Raw genomic sequence first — 19,212 nt, 5'->3', positions numbered from 1 at the left:
CCCTTCTGCCGCGTTCAGGTCATGCCCTATCGCAAAAAGGACATCGCCGGCGACGTCGATCCGGCCGCGCCCTGGCGGGAGGTTCCCCTGCACCGTCCGGTCACCTATCGGGTCACCCATTACCCGGTGGGCACCCACATTCCCGGGCACAAGCACCAGCGCCACCAGCTGGTCTACGCCATCTCCGGACTGATGGTGGTGCGCTCGGAAGTCGGCCGCTGGGTGGTGCCCTCGAACCGCGCGATCTGGATGCCGGCCGGGATGGTGCACGCGGTGGACTGCATCGCCGCCGTGCACATGCGCAGCCTGTACATCGACCCGTCGTTTGCCCCGCACCTGCCGACCGAGCCGTTCGCGGTACAGGTGTCGCCCTTGCTGCGCGAGCTGCTGCAGGCCGCCACGCTGGTCAAGGGCGAGCACATCGAGGACAGCCGCGATGGCCGCGTGGTGCGCCTGCTGCTGGACGAACTGCACCGCATGGACGTGCTGCCGCTGCACCTGCCTGCGCCGAGCGACCCGCGCCTGCTGCGGATCTGCCAACACCTGCAGAAGCACCCCGGCGATGAAGCCACGCTGCAGGACTGGGCGCAGGCGCTGGAGGTGGACGTGAAAACCATCCAGCGCCACTTCGCCAGCGAGCTGGGCATGACCTTCGGGCAGTGGCGGCAGCAGGCGCGGCTGCTGGCTGCCCTGGAACGATTGGCGGTGGGCGACAAGGTCATCGATGTGGCGCTGGCGATGGGTTACGACAGCCCCAGCGCGTTCAGCAGCATGTTCAAGCGCCAGCTGGGGCAGACGCCTGCGGCATTTTTCCGATGATCGCAAACGAAAACGCCGGGCATGGCCCGGCGCTACCGCTCAACGCTTCCGTTGAAAAACTCAGGACGTCATCCGGTCCCAGAAGCCCTTCACGCCATCCATGAACGTCGCCGACTTCGGCGAATGCTTGCGTGCTTCCTCGCCGACGAAGGTGGCTTCGAACTGCTCCAGCAGCTTGCGCTGTTCGTTGGTGAGGTTGACCGGGGTCTCCACCACCACGCGGCAGTACAGATCGCCCTCGCTGCGGCTGCGCACCGAACGCACGCCCTTGCCGCGCAGGCGGAACAGCTTGCCGGTCTGGGTCTCGGCCGGGATGCGGATCTCTGCTTCGCCGCCGAGGGTAGCCACGCGCACGGTGTCGCCCAGTGCCGCCTGCGAGATGCGGATCGGCACTTCGCAGTGCAGATCGTCGCCATCGCGCTGGAAGATCGCATGCTCGCGCACCCGCACTTCCACGTACAGGTCACCCGGCGGCGTTCCTGCCGGGCCGGCTTCGCCTTCGCCCTGCAGGCGGATGCGGTCGCCGGTATCGACGCCGGCCGGCACCTTCACCGACAGCACCTTGTCTTCCTCGACGCGGCCGTTGCCATGGCAGGTCTTGCAGGGCTTGGCGATGATCTGGCCACGGCCGCCGCAGTTGTGGCAGGCCTGCTGCATGGCGAAGATGCCGCGCTGGATGCGCACCTGGCCGCGGCCATGGCACACGTTGCAGGTCTCGACCTTGCCGTCCTCGGAGCCACTGCCATCGCAGTCGCCGCACTCGGCCAGGGTCGGAATCTCGATCCGGCGCTCGACGCCGCGCACGGCTTCTTCCAGGTCCAGTTCCATCACGTAGCCGATGTCGGCACCGCGACGGGCCTGGCGTGGACCACCGCCGCCACCGCCAAAGATGTTGCCGAAGATATCGCCGAAGATATCGTTCATGTCCGGGCCACCCGGACCGCCGCCGCCCATGCCGTGCTCGAACGCGGCGTGGCCGTGGCTGTCGTACATGCGGCGCTTGTTGCCGTCGGACAGCACTTCGTAGGCTTCCTTGCACTCCTTGAAGGAGGCCTCGGCCGCCGCATCACCCGGGTTGCGGTCCGGATGGAACTTCATCGCGCAGCGACGGTAGGCCTTCTTCAGCTCTTCGTCGGTGGCGGTGCGGGCAACGCCCAGCACTTCGTAGTAATCGCGCTTGCTCATATCGTGAATCGGGTTCCGGAACGTCGGGATTCGTCAAAGCGGAAGAACGGAACCAGGTCCGCTCTTGCGTCGGGCGCCCCGACACGCCGGTGGGCGGTCAGGACCCTGATGCGACAACGGGACGCTGGCTGGCAGCGTCCCGCGTCGGTCCGGATCAGGACTTCTTGTCGTCCTTGACTTCGGTGAACTCGGCGTCGACCACGTCATCGTTGCCCTTGCCGGCATTGCCGGCATCGGCACCCGGGGCACCGCCCTGGTCGGCCGAAGCCGCAGCGAACAGCGACTGGCCGGCTTCTTCCAGCGCCTTCGACTTGGCTTCGATCTGCGCCTTGTCGTCACCCTTCATCGCGGTCTCCAGGTCGGCCAGGGCCGCCTCGACCTTGCCGATGACATCGCCGCCGACCTTGCTGCCGTGCTCGGTGATGGCGCTGCGGGTGCCGTGGATCAGGGCGTCGGCCTGGTTGCGAGCCTGCACCAGTTCCTGGAACTTCTTGTCTTCCTCGCGGTTGGCTTCCGCGTCGGCGACCATCCGCGCGATCTCTTCCTCGGACAGGCCCGAACCGGCCTTGATCTCGACCTTCTGTTCCTTGTTGGTCTTCTTGTCCTTGGCCGACACGTGCAGGATGCCGTTGGCGTCGATGTCGAAGGACACTTCCACCTGCGGCAGGCCGCGCGGAGCCGGCTCGATGCCGGACAGGTCGAACTTGGCCAGCGACTTGTTGTAGCGGGCCTGTTCGCGCTCGCCCTGCAGCACGTGCACGGTCACGGCCGACTGGTTGTCCTCGGCGGTGGAGAACACCTGCGAGGCCTTGGTCGGGATGGTGGTGTTCTTCTCGATGATCTTGGTGAACACGCCGCCCATGGTCTCGATGCCCAGCGACAGCGGGGTCACGTCCAGCAGCAGCACGTCCTTGACGTCGCCGCCCAGCACGCCGCCCTGGATCGCCGCACCCAGTGCCACGGCTTCGTCCGGGTTGACGTCCTTGCGCGGTTCCTTGCCGAAGAACTCGGTCACCGCCTGCTGCACCTTCGGCATGCGGGTCTGGCCGCCGACCAGGATCACCTCGCTGATGTCGCTCGAACGCAGGCCGGCATCGTTCAGGGCGACGCGGCACGGCTCGATCGACTTCTTGATCAGGTCGTCCACCAGTGCTTCCAGCTTGGCGCGGGTCAGCTTGATGTTCAGGTGCTTCGGACCCGAGGCGTCAGCGGTGACGTACGGCAGGTTCACTTCGGTCTGCTGGGCGCTGGACAGCTCGATCTTGGCGCGCTCGGCAGCGTCCTTCAGGCGCTGCAGGGCCAGCGGATCCTTGCGCAGGTCGATGCCCTGGTCCTTGTTGAACTCTTCAACCAGGTACTCGATGACGCGGTTGTCGAAGTCTTCGCCACCCAGGAAGGTGTCGCCGTTGGTGGCCAGCACTTCGAACTGCTTCTCGCCGTCGACGTTGGCGATCTCGATCACCGACACGTCGAAGGTGCCGCCGCCCAGGTCGTACACCACGATCTTGCGATCCTTGTTGTCGCCCTTGTCCAGGCCATAGGCCAGCGCGGCCGCGGTCGGCTCGTTGATGATGCGCTTGACGTCCAGGCCGGCGATGCGGCCGGCGTCCTTGGTGGCCTGGCGCTGGCTGTCGTTGAAGTAGGCCGGCACGGTGATGACCGCTTCGGTGACCTTCTCACCGAGGAAGTCCTCGGCGGTCTTCTTCATCTTTTCCAGCACCTTGGCCGAGATTTCCTGCGGCGCCATCTTCTTGCCGTCGCTGGTGGCCACCCAGGCATCGCCGTTGTCATGGGCCAGGATGCTGTACGGGACGTGGGCGATGTCCTTCTGCACCTCGCCGTCGGTGAACTTGCGGCCGATCAGGCGCTTCACCGCGTAGAAGGTGTTCTTCGGGTTGGTCACGGCCTGGCGCTTGGCCGAGGCACCGACCAGGACTTCGCCGTCCTTGGTGTAGGCGACGATCGACGGGGTGGTGCGATCGCCTTCCGAATTCTCGATGACGCGGGCCTTGCCGCCGTCCATGATCGCCACGCACGAGTTGGTGGTGCCGAGGTCGATACCAATGATCTTGCCCATGGGGGAGACTCCTGAGGATGCTAGTTGGGGTCAGTCCGGCCGTTCGGCCGGTGGATGAATACGATGTGGGGGAGGCTCGTGGAACATTCAAGCCATCCTCCGAACGCTGTGTTTCCGGTCATCCGGCGCGTTCAGCGTCGGGTCGGGTGGCGGTCTCTGTCCGCCGCCCGGCCCCGCGGGATCACTCGGCGGCCACCACCACCAGCGCCGGCCGCAGCAGGCGCTCGTTGAGCAGGTAGCCCTTCTGGAACACGGTCACCACGCTGCCCGGGGCGGCACCCGGGGTCGGGGCCTGGCTGATCGCCTGGTGGTGTTCCGGGTTGAACGGCTGGCCGATCGGGTCCAGCAGGACCAGGCCGTTGTCGGCAGCGACCTTGAGCAGCTGCTTGTAGGTCAGCTCCAGGCCTTCGCGCAGCGGGTGCGGGTCGTCGCCGGCGGCCTTCAGGCCGGCATCCAGGCTGTCGAACACGGGCAGCAGATCGCCCAGCAGCTTCTCGTTGGCGAACTTGCGGGCCTGTTCGATGTCACGGGCAACGCGCTTGCGCTGGTTCTCCAGGTCGGCGCGCTCACGCAGGGCATCGGCCTTGACCTGTTCGATTTCGGCGCGCAGGCGCTCGACTTCGTCGTTGACGCCGGCGGTGGCGGCCGCATCGGCGGCACTCTGCTGGGATTCGATATCTGGCTGTTCGTGGTTCATGTCTGGGTCCCTGGCGGTCAAACTCCGCCTCCAACCACCCTAGTGTGGGCGGGATGCTGCGTTTCAAGCGTCGGATGTTCCCGGCGTGCGCCCGGCCGGTGAAAAGGCCGCGCCGAGCACATCGGCCGTGGCCTGGACCAGCGGGATCACGCGGTCGTAGGCCATCCGCTTGGGACCGATCACCCCCAGCACGCCCAGCACCTGCCCGTTGGCGGTATAGGGGGCGGTCACCAGCGAGACGCCTTGGAGCGGCATCATCCCGGTCTCCTCGCCGATGAAGATGCGCACGCCCGGGGCCTGGATGGTCCGTTCCAGCAACTGCAGGATCTCGCGCTTGCTGGAGAACAGCTCGAACAGTTCACGCAGGCGCTCCAGGTCGGACAGGTCCTGCACCCCCATGAGCCGGGTCTGCCCGGCCACCAGCATGTCGTCAGCCGCCGGCTGCAGGGCCTGCTCGGCCAGTTCGATGCTGTGCGCCAGCAGCTGCTCCAGTTCGGAACGGGCGTCGTGCAGCTCCAGCAGCAGGCGGGTGCGGATCTCGGCCATCGGCAGGCCGGCGAAATGCGCATTGAGGTAGTTGGCGACCTGTTCCAGCTGGCCCGGCGCAAACTCCTGGCGGGTCTCGATGACCCGGTTCTGCACCTCGTTGTCGGCGAACACCAGGATCGCCAGCACCCGCCGTCCGTCCAGCGGCACGAAATCGATCTGGCGGAAGGCGAACTGCTCCCGCCGCGGCGCGCTGACCACGCCGACGAAGTGGCTCATCGCCGACAACAGTTCCGAAGCGCTGCCGAGCAGGGCCTGGGTACTGCCGCCACCGGCCAGTTCCTGGCGCAGGCGGGCCAATTCGCCCTCGCCCGGCGGCTGCATCTGCAGCAGGCTGTCGACGAACACCCGGTAGCCATGCGCGGTCGGGACGCGCCCGGCCGACGTGTGCGGCGAAGCCAGCAGGCCCAGGTCTTCCAGGTCGCCGAGGATGTTGCGGATGGTCGCCGGGCTGACCTCCAGGCCGGCCACGCGCGCCAGCGTCTGCGAGCCGACCGGCTCACCGTCCTGGATGTAACGCGCGATCAGCGTGCGCAGCAGATGGCGCGCACGCGGGGCAAGCTGGTCGGGAGAACCGTGCATGGAATCAACCTGTGAGACACGGACACTAGATAATGGCGGCGCATCACCTTGGCAAGTCATTGGACCTCCCGCGCCCGCGTGCTAGCGTTGCGCGGCTGCTGATACCCCCTTACCCATGCTCAGACATCTTTCGATCAAGGATTTTGCCGTCGTCCGCGCCACCGAACTGGAGTTCGGGCCAGGCATGACCGTGGTTTCAGGCGAGACCGGCGCCGGCAAGTCGCTGATGGTCGACGCGCTGGGCTTCCTGTCCGGCCTGCGCGCCGACAGCGGCGTGGTCCGCCACGGCGCCGCACGCGCCGAGCTGTCGGCCGAGTTCGTGCTGGACCAGCTGCAGGCCGCGCGCCAGTGGCTGGCCGACAACGAGCTGGACGACGAGGACCAATGCCAGCTGCGCCGCGTGATCCGCGCAGACGGTGGCTCGCGGGCCTGGATCAACGGCCGCCCGGTGACCCTGGCACAGCTGGCCGACCTGGCCTCGCGGCTGGTGGAGATCCACGGCCAGCATGAACAGCAGGCCCTGCTGGCACGCCCGTCGCAGCTGGCCCTGCTCGACGCCTACGCCGGCAACGAGGAAGAACGCCGCCAGGTGCGCCGCGCCGCCGCCGCCTGGCAGGCACTGGTCGATGAATCGCTGGCGCTGTCGCAACAGGGCGACGTCAGTGACCGGATCGGCTTCCTCGAGCACCAGCTGCGCGAACTCGACCGCGAGGACCTGGAACCGGAATCGATTGCCGCGCTGGGCGCCAGCCACCGCCGCCAGGCGCATGCCAGCGCCCTGCTGAGCGCCTGCCAGGCCGCCAGCAACCAGCTCAACGGCGATGACGGCAGCTCCGCGCTGGACCTGCTGCAGCAGGTGCGCCACGAGCTGTCGCGCCTGATCGAACATGACCCGCGGCTGGGCGAGGTGGACGGCCTGATCGAGAACGCCTCGATCCAGTTGCACGAGGCCCTGTCGCTGCTGGACCGCGTGCATGACGATCTCGACGCCGACCCGGAGCAGTTCGAGGAGAACGAGCGCCGCCTTGGCCGCCTGCACGACCTGGCCCGCAAGCACCGCGTGCCGATGGACGAGCTGGGCGCGCAGCGCGAGCGCATGCATGCCGAAGTGGAGCAGCTGCGCGGCGCCGACGAGCGCCTGCAGCGCCTGGCCGGCGAGATCGACAAGGCCGCCGCCGCCTGGCGCGCGCAGGCCGAACGGCTGACGGCCAGCCGCCGCAGTGCCGCCGCCGAGCTGTCGGCCACCACCACCGGCATCATCGCCGAGCTGGGCATGGGCGGCGGCCAGTTCCTGATCGAACTGGAGCCGCAGGATGCCGGCAAGCCCGATCCGCAGGGCGCCGAGCGCGTGGAATTCCTGGTCGCGGCCAACGCCGGCCAGCCACCCCGAGCCCTGCGCAAGGTGGCCTCCGGTGGCGAACTGTCGCGCATCTCGCTGGCCATCGAAGTGGCCGCGCTCGACCTGGACGCGGTGCCGACGATGGTGTTCGACGAAGTGGACTCCGGCATCGGTGGCGCGGTGGCGGACATCGTCGGCCAGAAGCTGCGCGCCCTTGGCGAGAAGCGCCAGGTCCTGTGCGTGACCCACCTGCCGCAGGTCGCCTCCAAGGGCCACGCCCACTACCGGGTCAGCAAGGCACCGGTGGAGGGCATGACCCAGAGCGCAGTGGAAAAGCTGGACAGCAAGGCCCGCGAGGAAGAACTGGCGCGCATGCTGGGGGGCGTGGAAGTGAGCAAGGAAGCGCGGGCCGCCGCACGCAAGCTGCTGCAGGTGTAACGCCGCCCGAGCCGGGCATAGGCCAGGCTTCCGCGCGGTAGTGCCGGCCGCTGGCCGGCAACCCAACACACGGGGACGAAGATCGGGAGGTTGCCGGCCAGCGGCCGGCATTACCCCCGTGGCTGTGTCAGGTCGACGTTTTCCACCAGAAAATCGAGGAAGGCGCGCACCCGCAGCGGCAGGTAGCCCCCCTGCCCCAGGAACACCGCGTGCACCTCTTCCAGGTCACCCGGATTGGCCTCTTCCAGCACCGGCAGCAGGCGCCCGGCGGCGATGTCGTCCTGCACCTGGAACGCGGCCAGGCGGGCCATGCCCAGCCCGCCCAGCACCAGCTGGCGCAGCGCGTCGCCGTTGCTGGCACGGGCACTGCCACTGGGCAGCACCATCCGCTCGCGCCCGTCCTGCAGCAGCGGCCAGCCCTGCATCGCGCGCGCATGACCGATGTCCAGCCGGTTGTGGGACTGCAGTTCCTCGGCGTTGCGCGGCATCCCATGCCGCTGCAGGTACGCCGGCGCGGCCACGATCATCATCCGCGTCGCGCCCAGCCGACGCGCGACCAAGCTGGAGCTTTTCAGCGGACCGGCCCTTACCGCCACGTCGGTGCGCTGCTCCAGCAGGTCGATCACTTCATCATTGAGAGTCAGGTCCACCCCCACCTGCGGGTTGCGCGCCAGGAACGCCGGCAGCAGCGGCAACAGGAAATGCTGGCCGAACGGCACGTTGGAGTTGACCCGCAGCCGCCCGCGCGGCTCGGCATGGGCGCTGGCGCAGCGCTCGGCTTCCTCGAGGTCAGCCAGCACGCGCAGGCCGCGCTCGTAGAACGCGCAGCCTTCCGGGGTCAGCTGCAGCTGGCGGGTGGAGCGCTGCAGCAGGCGCGTGCCGAGCCGCTGCTCCAGCCGTGCCACCAGCTTGCTTACCGCCGAGGGCGTCATGTCCAGGCTGCGGGCGGCGGCAGAAAAGCCACCGGTCTCGATCACCCGCACGAACACTTCCAGTTCGCCGGATCGGTTGATGTCGGGTCGCGCCATGGCGATGAATCCAGTTCACAGATGATTGTCCATGCGCAGTCTAGTTCACAGGTGAACCCGGAATCACCATGGCCGTCCCTTTCCTCCGGACCGACCGATGACCCGTTTGCGCCAGCTCACTGCCACCGTCCTGCTCGCCCTGTCCGGCGCGGCCGGCGCCTCGCCCACTGCGCACTGGGTCGCCAGCTGGCAGGCCAGCCCGCAACCGGTCTGGCGCGCGGATTTCCTGTTCCCGACGCTGGTCCCGACCACGCTGCACGACCAGACGTTCCGCCAGACCGCGCGCATCAGCCTGGGCGGTGCACGGTTGCGGGTGCGCCTGAGCAATGCCTACGGTACGCAGCCGCTGCGGATCGGCGCCGCCAGCGTCTCCGCACGCATGGACGGCGCCCCTCGGCCACTCAGCTTCGATGGCCAACCCGGCGTGCTGATCGGCCCCGGCCAGGAACGGCTGAGCGACCCGCTGGCGCTTGCCACCGACGACCGCCAGGCACTGCAGGTCAGTGTCTTCGTGCCGGGGCCGGCAGCGGTCCAGACGTTCCATTGGGACGGTCGCCAGACCAGCTGGATCGCCGCTGGCGACCAGAGCCGGGCCCAGGCGCTGCGCGCTGCCAGCAGCACCACCGCGCGCCTGCTCCTGGCCGGTATCGACGTCGAGGCCAACGCCAGCGCGCGCAGCGTGGTGGTGATCGGCGACTCGATCACCGATGGCGCCACGGCCAGCCTCGACCAGGACCAGCGCTGGACCGACCACCTGGCCGCGCGGCTGGCCCCGCGCGGGGTGGCGGTGGTCAATGCGGGCATTTCCGGCAATCGGCTGCTGAGCGAGGGCATGGGTGAGTCCGCCCTGGCCCGCTTCCAGCGCGATGCACTGGATCAACCCGGGGTAGCCAGCGTCATCGTGCTGATCGGCATCAACGACATCAGCTGGCCCGGCACCGCGTTCGCCCGGGGCCAGGCCCGACCGACGCTGGCCGAACTGCAGGCGGGCTATCGCACCCTGGCCGAACGTGCGCGCCACCGGGGCGTGCGTATCGTCGGCGCCACGTTGCCGCCGTTTGCCGGCGCCCTGCCCGGCACGCCACTGGACGATTACTACCATCCGGACAAGGATGCCCTGCGCCAGCAGCTCAACGCCTGGCTGCGCTCGGACAGCCCGTTCGACGCGGTGATCGACCTGGACGCGGCGCTGCGCGACCCGGCCGACCCGTCGCGGATGGCCGCCCCCTACGACTCCGGCGACCACCTCCACCCGGGGGATGCCGGCAACCGGGCGATGGCCGAGGCGGTGGACCTTGAGGTCCTGCTGGGTTGCAAGGGGTCCGACGCCGCGGAGCGCCCGGGGTCGGCCCCCTCTCCTGAAGGGAAAGGGCTCTGACCCCATCAACGAAAAACCCCGGGCAGGCCCGGGGTTTCGTCGCTGGCGGCTGGCCGGAACGGCTTACTTGCGCTTCTTGCGCACGTACAGCACCAGCGAGTGTTCTTCCAGCTCATAGCCGTGATCGGCCGCGATCTTGCGCTGCAGCTCCTCGATCTCATGGCTTTCGAATTCGATGATCTTGCCGCTGTCCACGTCGACCATATGGTCGTGGTGGCCACCACGGTCCAGCTCGTAAACGGCCTGGCCGCCCTCGAAATTGTGCTTGAGCACGAGGCCGGCGGCCTCGAACTGGGTCAGCACCCGGTAGACCGTCGCCAGGCCGATCTCGTCGCCATGCTCGAGCAGCTGGCGGTAGATGTCCTCGGCGGTCATGTGGTGCTGGTGGTGCTGGGCATTGCGCTGTTCGAGCAGCGCCAGGATCCGCATCCGCGGATGGGTCACCTTCAGGCCGACTTTACGCAGGTCGTGGGTTTCCATAGGTCTCCGTTCATTGGCGATTTAGCGCCAGCTGCCTCGGATTGGGTCGCGGTGGCACGCCGGGAGTGTATCATCGGTTTGATTTCCCCAACCGCCAGTCCCGATGCGCAATCTCCTGTTGGTCGCCGCCGTCGCCCTGTCCACCACCGGGTGCGGCATCATCTACAAGCAACCCATCTATCAGGGCAACCTGATCCGGGAAGATGCCGTGGCCAAGTTGCAGGTCGGGCAGAGCAAGCAGCAGGTCAGCGCGCTGCTGGGCACCCCGTCCATTCCCGACCCGTTCCACGCCCAACGCTGGGACTACACGTCCAGCCAGCGCGTGAACCGCCTGGGCCGCACCGAAGTGAAGAACTTCGTGGTCTTCTTCGAGAATGACACCGTGACCCGCTGGGAAGGCGACTACTTCCCGGGCAACGACAAGGCCCTGGCCCAGCAGACCGTGCGCCAGTTCGGCCGCAACCTGCCGAAGGACAAGAAGAAGAAGGGCCGCTGAGCCCCCTGCCCGTCCGCAACGACGGGTTGCCGGGATCAACCGCCGAGCGCGCGACGCCGGCGGTTGTCCTTTGGATCGGCCAGCAGCGGGCGCAGCAGTTCGATGCGGTCGCCATCCAGCAGCAGCTGCTGCGGACGCGCCAGGACGCCGTGCACGGCAGTGGCCGGACAATCGGCACTGCCTTCCAGCGCCGCAGCGGCAATGGCGTCGGCCACGGTGGCACCCTCCTCCAGTTTCAGTCGGCGCGACAGCACCCGCTGTGGCCAGGCCAGTACCACCTCGACCTCGATCATCGCTCAGGCCTCGTCGGCGACGCGGATGAAGTCGTTGACCATGCGGTCGGCCAAGCTCTGGAAGCCCAGCGCCAACGCAGGACCAAGCAGGCGCGAGCTGGGTTCGAACTCCAGGGTGAGAGTGACCTTGCAGGCGTCCTCGGCCAGCGCATGGAACTCCCAACGGCCGTGCAGCTGCTTGAACGGGCCATCGCGCAGCTGCATATCGATGCTGTACGGGCGCCGCAGCGTGTTTTCCGTCTGGAACCAGGTGCTGAACGAACCTAGGCCCAGGTCAAGGCGCGCCACCAGGCGGTCCTCGCCCTGCTCCAGGATCTGGGCAGCCGAGCACCAGCGGAAACGGCTCGGATAGGCCTGGACATCGTTGACCAGGTCGAACATGCGCGCGGCCGAATGTTCGACCAGGGCGCTGCGGCGGATAGTTGGCATGAATACAGGACGTTTCGGCAATCGACCGGGCGGGCCCGAATCGGAGACAATACGGAAATGAGCAAGAACAGCGGCAAGGATAAAGCAAAGAGCGCGACGGCCAACAAAACCATCGCGTTGAACAAGCGTGCCCGCCACGAATACCACATCGAAGAACGGTTCGAGGCCGGCCTGGCCCTGCAGGGCTGGGAGGTGAAGTCGATCCGCGCTGGCCGCGGCAACATCATCGACGCCTACGCCTACGTGAAGCGCGGTGAGATCTACCTGATCGGCGCACAGATCACCCCGTTGATCCAGGCCTCGACCCACGTGGTGGCTGAAGATCGCCGCGAGCGCAAGCTGCTGCTGCACCGTAGCGAGATCGACAAGCTGGTCGGCAAGGTCGAGCGCGATGGCTACACGATCGTGCCCACCGCGATGTACTGGAGCAAGAACAAGATCAAGCTCGAGATCGCGCTGGCCAAGGGCAAGCAGACCCACGACAAGCGCGATGCCGCCAAGGACCGCGACTGGGCGATCGAGAAGCAGCGCGTGATGCGTCGCGGCAACCGCGACGCATGACCGCCCGCATCGGCGCCCTGGTGACTGCCAGCGCCGATGAAACGCGCACGTTGTGCGCGCGCCTGCTGGCCTTCAACCAGGCCCACGGCGGCGATTCACTCGATGAGACTCCAGTCCGCCTGGCCTGGCATGACGAGCACGGCGCGCTGCGCGGTGGTGTGCTGGCCGACGTCTGCGCCGGCTGGCTGCAGGTACATGTGCTGTGGGTGGATCCGGAACTGCGCGGGCAAGGCATCGGCCAGCGCCTGCTGGCGGAAGCGGAAGCCGCCGCGCGCCAGCTTGGCGCCCGCAACGTGATGCTGGATACCTTCGACTGGCAGGCCGAATCTTTCTACCTGCGGCAGGGCTACACCGTCTATGGGCGGCTGCCCGATTGCCCACCCGGTCACGAGCGGATCTACCTGCGCAAGACGTTGTCGGGGTCGTAGTCGTGTCGGCGCTGGAGTTGCCTGCCGGTCACCCCGCCAGCACACCCTGCCCGCGCATGCGCGGTGCCAGCGCGGCGTGCATCACGGCCAGATGCATCACCACCGCCAGTTCCGGCGCATGCCGGTCATCGCCGGCGCGCCACCGCTGCGCCAGCTGGGCCGCGTCGGCCGGCAGCAGGGCCAGCAACTGGGCGTCATCCAGCGAATCGGCCGCGCCCTGGAGTTGCCGCGCCATCTGCCGCGACTGCCACACATGCACGCCGATGCTGAGGCTGGCCAGCGACATAAGGACCACGGCCAGCCCGTGCTCGAACCACTGCGACAGCACTTCCGGCCCCCACAGCAGGGCCGCCAATACTGCCAGGCCCGGCAGGCGCCAGCCCAGCCAATGGATGCGACCGCGCTGCGACCAGTGCACCACCACCGCACTGGCGACCAGTGCCGCGGCCGCGATGGCCGGCAGTTCGGTCAGCGTGGTGGCCGCAAGCAACACCGCCAGCACCGCCCAGACCCAACCGGGCGGCAACGCGCGCCGCTGGTAGTCGGCACCGACCGGCCCGATCAGTTGCCGCAGGCTGCGTTGTTGGCTTGCATCGGTCACCCACAGTCTCCGTGTCTGTCCTGGCCCGGATGGTCGCCGCCAGTGTGTCGCAAATTCGTGCCAATGACGTTACCAATCCGCTATGCCGCTGGCTCTACAACATGTTGTGGATTGCCACGGTGACTGTTCAGCTGTTTTGGCGTAGCATTGGCAGCGTTGGGCAGGCACTGGCCGTGGCGACACGAAACAGGCCTTGTACCTTGCAGAACTTGAAGAAACCGGGGGTGCATTGGTTTCGACGGGGGTTGTGAAGTCGCCTGGCGCATGCCGAGGGGGTAGCTTTCCTCGTAAATCCAGCTGCAAAACTCTAGTTGCCAACGACGACAACTACGCTCTGGCCGCTTAAGGCCTAAGCCTCGAAACCGCTTGTGTCCATGCTCGCGGTGTAGAGTCACTATCATGGAATCGCGCTGGACGGCTGCCTGTCAGTCCGGCACTAGAACACAACAGGCTGGTTCCCGGATGCGCTTTGCGCACCGTGCTGTTCGGGGACGAGATCCAACGGTGAGCTAAGCATGTAGTGCTGGGGATGGAGTGCCTTCGGACGGCGGTTCAATTCCGCCCACCTCCACCATACGAAGGTCCGAGAAGGACCATGAAAGGCCGGGAATCCCTTGCAACACAAGGCTCCCGGCCTTTTTTGTGTCCCGCGCGGTCCAGGTTAGTCTCTTGAAATGCGGCTCCCGGTGGCGGTAAGAATTGCGGTAACACGCCTACCGCCAAATCAGTTACCGCCATGCCGCGTACCGTCGCCCCTCTCACCGATATCGCCATCCGCAAGGCCAAGCCCGGCCCCAAGCCGACCAAGCTTCGGGACGGCGGCGGCTTGTACGTACAGCTCAACCCGGATGGTTCGCGTTGGTGGCGGTGGGACTACCGCCGGCCCGTGACCGGGAAGCGCAACACGCTCAGCTTGGGCACCTACCCCGAAGTCTCCTTGGCCGACGCACGCGGCCGCCAAGCTGAGGCTCGTCGGCTGCTGGCATCAGGCATCGACCCAGGCGAACACCGGAAGGCCGCCAAGGTCGCCGGAGTGGAAAAGGCCGCCAACAGCTTCGAGGTGGTGACCCGCGAATGGCTGGGCAAGCAGAAGTGGGTGGAGTCCTACCGCTGCAAGGTCGTCGCCTGGATGGACAACGACGTATTCCCGTGGATTGGCGGGCCTCCGGTTGCGGAATTGGCGGCCCCCGATTTCCTGCGCGTAGCCCGCCGTATTGAAGAACGCGGGGCCATCGAGTCAGCTCACCGGATCATGCAAAACTGCGGCCAGGTCATGCGGTACGCGGTCGCCACGGGACGGGCCGACCGGAATCCGGTGGCCGACCTGAGGGGTGCCCTGGCACCTCCTATGGAACGGCACCATGCCGCCATCACTGATCCACGCGAACTCGGCGGGCTGCTGCGGGCCATCGACGGCTATGCTGGCGATGCGAGCACCCGCGCCGCCCTCCGACTAGCACCGCTGATTTTCGTCCGTCCAGGCGAACTAAGCCATGCCGAGTGGTCGGAGATCGACTTGGATGCAGGCGAGTGGAACATCCCCGCGCACAAGATGAAGATGCGCGAGCCGCACCTCGTTCCGCTGTCCTCGCAGGCTGTGGCGATCCTCCGCGACCTGCAACCGCTGACGGGTCATCGCCAATACGTGTTCCCCGGTGGTCGTTCGCCCAAGCGACCGTTGAGCGATAACGCGCTCACCGCCGCGTTGCGTCGCATGGGTTTCGACAAGGAAACCATGACGGCCCACGGCTTCCGTGCCACTGCGCGCACGCTGTTGGACGAAGTGTTGGGGTGGCGGCCGGACTTGATCGAGCATCAGCTGGCCCACGCCGTCCGCGATCCGAATGGGCGCGCCTACAACCGGACAAGCCACCTTCCCGAGCGCCGAAAGATGATGCAGGCGTGGGCGGACTATCTAGACGCCCTGCGCGCTGACATGGGAAATGTAGTCGTCCCGTTCAAGCCGAAGGCCGCTTAGAAGCATATACCGAGGGCCACGCCACGTGACCCACACGCTCCAACAGCCGGCAAAGCCGGTTGGCGGACGGCGTCGGTAGTCGCGGCGGACCGCCTGTGGTTACTGACGCCGCGTGAAAACATGCTGATTAGGACTGGGCGTGGCGATGGTCGCCAGATGCCTGGCCTAGCGTCAAAGTGCCCTAGCGGCCAACACCAGCCTGTAGCGAGACCACAACACCACAGATCACTCAAGCAATGTTCTTTTGCCTGGCCCGCAGAGACGCTGCCCAGTTCTTCAAAGCCTGTATGTCCTGAAAGAGATCAGTAGGTGGTGGTGCCGCGCCATTCCTTCCGCTGGATGGATCGTGCGCGTCGACAATATCGCAGCACTTCTTGAATCCGGCGGCGAAAGCATCGCAGTCAGCCCCGCTGAGTGCGCTGACCTTCTTCAGTTCCTTGGCGTTGATGTAGTCCCTATGGCGCTGAATAACGCGGACGAAGGCGATGTCCTCGAGCCCGCGCTCCCATGTGGCGCGCAGCGAGTTGTAGAACTTTGCCACCTCGACCGCGTACTTTTCTTCCTCGTCCTTGTCATGCAGCAGCTTTGCCGCACGTGCCGCCTTCTCCAGCTTGTCGATGCGATCTTCGACGCTCTGGGCCTTCCAAGGCAGGCCGTCAGTGACCATGCCGGCGCCCGCGGCGCCTCGATTTAGCGTCGTAAGCCGCACTGCCCGCCCGGCATTCGTCGCGTGGTCATTTAGATCGTTAACGAACACCAAGTCATGCGTAAAGACGATGACTTGGCGGTTCTCCGCCTCTTCCACGAGACGCTTGGCCACCTGCCTACGGAAACGATGGTCCAACGAGGACACTGGGTCATCGAAGACCAGAGAAGATCGGTGCATTGCGGTGGCGAGCTCTGTCATGAAACCGGCCAGCGCCACGCAGGTCTTTTCTCCCTCGCTCAGGATTTCGTGGACTTTGGCATCCGGCTTGGCGACGAGGCGCACCTGGTACTGAGGAGAGCCATACTTGCCGCCAGAGCGAACTATTTCGACGCGAACCTTCGAGGCCGCAAGCCTAACAATCTCATTCTGAAACCGGTCCCGCAGCCGAGGCGTAATCACGGTGTCAGCAATGTCGTTGCCCATCTTGGTGATGGCGTTCGTCACCGTGTCGCCAGAACACTCGCCCAGAAACCGGACTGTCTTCAGCCGCTGGATTTCGTCAGTGACAGTCGGCAGCATGCCGGCGAGCAGTGCCCGATCGCTCAGCTCGGAGAAATCGGCTTCTATCCTCTTGCGTTCATCCGCGTCAGCGGACTTGCGCAGTTCGGCGGCGTAGCTGCGGATAGTGGTCTGAAGCTGGCCGAGGTCAGGCAGCGGCGACAGTGGAAAAGGTGGAAGCTGCAACTCGCCATTACCGCCGAGGACTTGGAGCAGAACGTGGCGCCTCAGTCGGGCTGCGGCGATGAAGCGGCGCGTCTGCTTCTGTAGTACACCATTCTGGAGTCCCAGCTCGTCAAGACTGGCCTTAACTGCCCGCGTGCCGATTGCCCCGGCAGCTATGGTCTGCCGCGCGGTTTGAGCTGCCCTCTCTGCCTCGCGCGCCATCTGTTCCGTGTCCTTCTGGACAAAATCCTCGAAGCGTGCCATCCGTGCACGTGCTTCGGCTTCCAATGGCTGCTGGCAAAGGATGCAATAAGCGTCTTCGGCCGACGGAGGGAACGGTTGGCCGGGGTATGCGATGTCCGTCGAGTAGCGTCGGGCGGAATCCCAAAGCGCCCGCCATGTTTCACCGCCGACGCCGGCAATGGGTTCGCCCGTGAAGGCCTTGTCCGCGGCAATACGTGCGGCATCCCGTTTCGACCGTGCGTCCCGGGCGAGGGCAGCGGCTGCCAGCAGCTCCTCATCTGCGGTTCTGGCTGCAACACTGTTCACCACGGCAATCAACCTCATGATGTTGTCAGCTTTAACAGTTTGCTCCGCCGACGCCTTCGTCGGATTCTTCAACAGGTCTTCGCGCAGACGCTCAAGACGGGCACTTTCGTCTACCGAGAGCGCTGCCAAGGCTTCGATCTTCTCTACGTCCGTGTTGTAATTCAGTGCAGTCAGGGCCTTTCCCACGGCCGTCGTGGCTTTCCAAGTGGGTGCAGCAAAGATCGGATTGCGAGCTTTCTCTAGCTGCTTCTGTTCAGCTGCGAGAGCATCCTTCACCGCCTGACAGGCTGCAGCAAGCTCATCCGGTACGTCCAGGCCAAAGGGCCGAAACGCAACTTCGTTCTTCTCGCGGATATGCACTGAGGCGCAATCGCTGTCGAACACGCTCACAGCAGACAGCGCTGCATGCGGAACAGCGCCGTTCTGCCACTGCCCCACCGGTTGCGGTACACCGCCGATTGCATACGCGATGTTCGCGCCGACGCATTTCGGGGGCTGATCAACATACACATTGGGTTCGATCTTTCCGGCATGCCTAGCACGGCATGCGCGTTTAAGGATGCGGGCATAGCCTGACTTGCCTGCACCGTTGTCACCGTAGATGATTGTGATTCCATTCGGCTCGAAGCTGAGGGTCTGGCCGGCTGCAAGGTTGTTCACGCCGGTCACGTCGGTGATCGACAGAAGTGATACCGCGGCGGTCTGATCGGGGTTGGCCGGAAGGTGGGCCTTCTCCAGCGGTACCGCTTTCAGCACGCCAGCGGGGGCACCTCTGGCTTGTTTGCAGAGGTCCACGAGTTCGCTAATGTCCGCGTCCGTCAGACGCCCGTTTGCAATGATGCGGCGCAGAGCGTCACGCTGCCAGAGTGGCCGTTTTTTTGACCAGTCCAGAATCGTTTCGAGGACGGTCTTCTGCGATGCGGCAGGATTATCCATTTCCTATTCCCCCTCTATGTATGCCTATCGTGCCCGTAAGCGACGAGTTTTCGCCACTAGTGATCTCACGAGAATTGATTTTTCTCTCCAATTCGTCGAATCAAAGAGCCTGCCAACGTCTGCTCGGGGCTGGAAACGGACGCTACACCATATGCCCCGCGGCCCGATCAGCCATTTCCTTTTCAACACCAGTGCCCCGTCCCGCCACAACCGATACAGATGTCCGGATCAGCCGGAATCCGTAACCGCCAGTGCGTGAAGGATGTCGCAGAGCAAATAGCCCAAGCAGCCAGCGGCGAACCAGCGGGCTGCCGGCCCCGAGCGATTCTTACCCACAGTACCGCAGGAGCGGTGTCCTGCCGCGACGCTCAATGTAGAGCAGTAGACGACCAAGGCCGACGACTGCACAGCGGTCGGACCGTCGGGCTATCCAGAAGCCGCCCTCCCCCGGCCCAGGCGGCAGGAATGCCAAAGTCCAAGGGGTAAAAGGAAGGCGAAAGTCCACGCTATACAGAATATCCACGATGTCGGCTCCTAACGTTTATGTCTACGGGCGGCTCTATCTGTCTTTTTCGCTGCCCCCCGATGGGAGGATGGCACCACAGGGATGGCTTGTGGCAACCCGTCCGCTAGACTTAACTTACTGACACGAAAGAACTTAATCCCACTTGCGGGATCAACTGCGTAAGCGGGACGAATTGCCAACGAGTGAAGCAGCCAGGGACACCCATGTCGCCCTCGAAGCCTTTTCGTCGAATCCTCCACTTCCACGAGCAACTGATGGTGCGCACCCGCTGGTATCCCATCGCGGTGGCCTTCGCGCTGGTGTGGGCGACGGCTATGGTCACCAAGTCCGCTCTGTAAGGAGACACATGGAAACCGCGACTACGCGCAAGGTTGGTACCCTACGGCGCATCTGTTGGCGGCATGAGCCATGAGGGCGAATCTGCTAGTTGCCTTTCTCGTGGCGGGAGTAACCCCCATCAACCCGCTTCTCGGG

The 19,212-nt window shown here is 65.7% G+C and carries 17 protein-coding genes and 1 other RNA gene; 8 read left to right on the top strand and 10 right to left on the bottom strand.

The window, feature by feature from the left end:
* Positions 1–21 precede the first annotated feature (21 nt).
* Positions 22–819 carry a helix-turn-helix transcriptional regulator gene (locus LRM18_RS06465; RefSeq protein ID WP_270952659.1) on the top strand — a complete coding sequence of 266 codons (798 nt, stop codon included), beginning with the start codon at positions 22–24 and terminating at the stop codon, positions 817–819.
* Positions 820–879: 60 nt separating this feature from the next.
* Here LRM18_RS06465 and dnaJ read toward each other — a convergent pair whose 3' ends face one another.
* The 4 genes from dnaJ to hrcA form a co-directional block, all read right to left on the bottom strand.
* Positions 880–2,004 carry a molecular chaperone DnaJ gene (gene dnaJ / locus LRM18_RS06460; protein WP_049470284.1) on the bottom strand — a complete coding sequence of 375 codons (1,125 nt, stop codon included), beginning with the start codon at positions 2,002–2,004 and terminating at the stop codon, positions 880–882.
* Positions 2,005–2,158: 154 nt separating this feature from the next.
* Positions 2,159–4,081 carry a molecular chaperone DnaK gene (gene dnaK / locus LRM18_RS06455; RefSeq protein WP_053463283.1) on the bottom strand — a complete coding sequence of 641 codons (1,923 nt, stop codon included), beginning with the start codon at positions 4,079–4,081 and terminating at the stop codon, positions 2,159–2,161.
* Positions 4,082–4,262: 181 nt separating this feature from the next.
* Positions 4,263–4,778, bottom strand: coding sequence for a nucleotide exchange factor GrpE (gene grpE / locus LRM18_RS06450; protein WP_019661244.1), 516 nt, complete (start codon positions 4,776–4,778; stop codon positions 4,263–4,265).
* Between the two features lie 63 nt (positions 4,779–4,841).
* Positions 4,842–5,906: a heat-inducible transcriptional repressor HrcA gene (hrcA, locus tag LRM18_RS06445; RefSeq protein WP_053463285.1), complete on the bottom strand. Its 1,065-nt coding sequence runs from the start codon at positions 5,904–5,906 to the stop codon at positions 4,842–4,844.
* A gap of 115 nt (positions 5,907–6,021) precedes the next feature.
* Between hrcA and recN the strand changes: the two genes are divergently transcribed.
* Entirely contained in the window at positions 6,022–7,683 is a 1,662-nt protein-coding gene (gene recN / locus LRM18_RS06440) for a DNA repair protein RecN (protein ID WP_053463286.1), read from the top strand.
* 110 nt (positions 7,684–7,793) lie between these two features.
* Here the strand turns inward: recN and LRM18_RS06435 are convergent, their stop codons facing one another.
* Positions 7,794–8,711 carry a LysR family transcriptional regulator gene (locus LRM18_RS06435; protein ID WP_270952653.1) on the bottom strand — a complete coding sequence of 306 codons (918 nt, stop codon included), beginning with the start codon at positions 8,709–8,711 and terminating at the stop codon, positions 7,794–7,796.
* 97 nt (positions 8,712–8,808) lie between these two features.
* On the opposite strand from LRM18_RS06435, the gene LRM18_RS06430 reads away from it, so the two are divergent.
* Positions 8,809–10,089, top strand: coding sequence for an SGNH/GDSL hydrolase family protein (locus LRM18_RS06430; RefSeq protein ID WP_270952651.1), 1,281 nt, complete (start codon positions 8,809–8,811; stop codon positions 10,087–10,089).
* Positions 10,090–10,152: 63 nt separating this feature from the next.
* On the opposite strand, the gene fur is transcribed toward LRM18_RS06430, so the two are convergent.
* Complete coding sequence (gene fur / locus LRM18_RS06425) at positions 10,153–10,569, bottom strand: ferric iron uptake transcriptional regulator (protein WP_014646807.1); 417 nt, start codon at positions 10,567–10,569, stop codon at positions 10,153–10,155.
* Positions 10,570–10,672: 103 nt separating this feature from the next.
* On the opposite strand from fur, the gene bamE reads away from it, so the two are divergent.
* The gene (bamE, locus tag LRM18_RS06420; protein ID WP_049470299.1) at positions 10,673–11,065 is read left to right on the top strand and encodes an outer membrane protein assembly factor BamE; all 393 of its coding nucleotides are present in this window, start codon (positions 10,673–10,675) and stop codon (positions 11,063–11,065) included.
* 35 nt (positions 11,066–11,100) lie between these two features.
* On the opposite strand, the gene LRM18_RS06415 is transcribed toward bamE, so the two are convergent.
* Together LRM18_RS06415 and LRM18_RS06410 are read right to left on the bottom strand one after the other, a co-directional pair.
* Positions 11,101–11,358 (bottom strand): RnfH family protein, encoded by a 258-nt coding sequence (locus tag LRM18_RS06415; RefSeq protein ID WP_064238225.1) that lies wholly within the window; start codon positions 11,356–11,358, stop codon positions 11,101–11,103.
* Positions 11,359–11,361: 3 nt separating this feature from the next.
* Positions 11,362–11,787 (bottom strand): type II toxin-antitoxin system RatA family toxin, encoded by a 426-nt coding sequence (locus LRM18_RS06410; protein WP_053463290.1) that lies wholly within the window; start codon positions 11,785–11,787, stop codon positions 11,362–11,364.
* 57 nt (positions 11,788–11,844) lie between these two features.
* Here LRM18_RS06410 and smpB point away from each other — a divergent pair, with 57 nt between their 5' ends.
* Complete coding sequence (gene smpB / locus LRM18_RS06405) at positions 11,845–12,348, top strand: SsrA-binding protein SmpB (RefSeq protein ID WP_049470305.1); 504 nt, start codon at positions 11,845–11,847, stop codon at positions 12,346–12,348.
* Positions 12,345–12,776: a GNAT family N-acetyltransferase gene (locus LRM18_RS06400; protein ID WP_103282849.1), complete on the top strand. Its 432-nt coding sequence runs from the start codon at positions 12,345–12,347 to the stop codon at positions 12,774–12,776. The genes smpB and LRM18_RS06400 overlap by 4 nt, the downstream gene beginning before the upstream one ends.
* A 28-nt stretch (positions 12,777–12,804) precedes the next feature.
* Here LRM18_RS06400 and LRM18_RS06395 read toward each other — a convergent pair whose 3' ends face one another.
* On the bottom strand, positions 12,805–13,377 hold the full coding sequence (locus LRM18_RS06395; protein WP_103282850.1) for a hypothetical protein: 573 nt from the start codon (positions 13,375–13,377) through the stop codon (positions 12,805–12,807).
* A 220-nt stretch (positions 13,378–13,597) separates the two neighbouring features.
* Between LRM18_RS06395 and ssrA the strand changes: the two genes are divergently transcribed.
* Both ssrA and LRM18_RS06385 read left to right on the top strand, forming a co-directional pair.
* Positions 13,598–13,951: a transfer-messenger RNA gene (gene ssrA / locus LRM18_RS06390) on the top strand.
* Positions 13,952–14,113: 162 nt separating this feature from the next.
* On the top strand, positions 14,114–15,355 hold the full coding sequence (locus LRM18_RS06385) for an integrase arm-type DNA-binding domain-containing protein (RefSeq protein WP_270952640.1): 1,242 nt from the start codon (positions 14,114–14,116) through the stop codon (positions 15,353–15,355).
* A gap of 229 nt (positions 15,356–15,584) precedes the next feature.
* On the opposite strand, the gene LRM18_RS06380 is transcribed toward LRM18_RS06385, so the two are convergent.
* A complete protein-coding gene (locus LRM18_RS06380; RefSeq protein WP_270952638.1) occupies positions 15,585–18,212 on the bottom strand; it encodes an AAA family ATPase in 2,628 nt (875 codons plus the stop codon).
* Positions 18,213–19,212 lie beyond the last annotated feature (1,000 nt).

The organism is Stenotrophomonas sp. PI_27 (assembly GCF_027854495.1).
In the GTDB taxonomy this organism is placed as follows: domain Bacteria; phylum Pseudomonadota; class Gammaproteobacteria; order Xanthomonadales; family Xanthomonadaceae; genus Stenotrophomonas; species Stenotrophomonas pavanii.
The sequence above is the reverse complement of the archived record's forward strand: the minus strand, read 5'-3'. Positions and strand labels throughout refer to the sequence as shown.

Excerpts from the sequence above, each read along its gene's own strand:
- hrcA (WP_053463285.1), bottom strand. The coding sequence starts at position 5,906 with ATGCACGGTTCTCCCGACCAGCTTGCCCCGCGTGCGCGCCATCTGCTG.
- LRM18_RS06385 (WP_270952640.1), top strand. The coding sequence starts at position 14,114 with ATGCCGCGTACCGTCGCCCCTCTCACCGATATCGCCATCCGCAAGGCC.
- LRM18_RS06430 (WP_270952651.1), top strand. The coding sequence starts at position 8,809 with ATGACCCGTTTGCGCCAGCTCACTGCCACCGTCCTGCTCGCCCTGTCC.
- LRM18_RS06400 (WP_103282849.1), top strand. The coding sequence starts at position 12,345 with ATGACCGCCCGCATCGGCGCCCTGGTGACTGCCAGCGCCGATGAAACG.
- LRM18_RS06415 (WP_064238225.1), bottom strand. The coding sequence starts at position 11,358 with ATGATCGAGGTCGAGGTGGTACTGGCCTGGCCACAGCGGGTGCTGTCG.
- LRM18_RS06380 (WP_270952638.1), bottom strand. The coding sequence starts at position 18,212 with ATGGATAATCCTGCCGCATCGCAGAAGACCGTCCTCGAAACGATTCTG.
- smpB (WP_049470305.1), top strand. The coding sequence starts at position 11,845 with ATGAGCAAGAACAGCGGCAAGGATAAAGCAAAGAGCGCGACGGCCAAC.
- LRM18_RS06410 (WP_053463290.1), bottom strand. The coding sequence starts at position 11,787 with ATGCCAACTATCCGCCGCAGCGCCCTGGTCGAACATTCGGCCGCGCGC.
- LRM18_RS06465 (WP_270952659.1), top strand. The coding sequence starts at position 22 with ATGCCCTATCGCAAAAAGGACATCGCCGGCGACGTCGATCCGGCCGCG.
- bamE (WP_049470299.1), top strand. The coding sequence starts at position 10,673 with ATGCGCAATCTCCTGTTGGTCGCCGCCGTCGCCCTGTCCACCACCGGG.
- LRM18_RS06435 (WP_270952653.1), bottom strand. The coding sequence starts at position 8,711 with ATGGCGCGACCCGACATCAACCGATCCGGCGAACTGGAAGTGTTCGTG.
- recN (WP_053463286.1), top strand. The coding sequence starts at position 6,022 with ATGCTCAGACATCTTTCGATCAAGGATTTTGCCGTCGTCCGCGCCACC.
- dnaJ (WP_049470284.1), bottom strand. The coding sequence starts at position 2,004 with ATGAGCAAGCGCGATTACTACGAAGTGCTGGGCGTTGCCCGCACCGCC.
- dnaK (WP_053463283.1), bottom strand. The coding sequence starts at position 4,081 with ATGGGCAAGATCATTGGTATCGACCTCGGCACCACCAACTCGTGCGTG.
- grpE (WP_019661244.1), bottom strand. The coding sequence starts at position 4,778 with ATGAACCACGAACAGCCAGATATCGAATCCCAGCAGAGTGCCGCCGAT.
- fur (WP_014646807.1), bottom strand. The coding sequence starts at position 10,569 with ATGGAAACCCACGACCTGCGTAAAGTCGGCCTGAAGGTGACCCATCCG.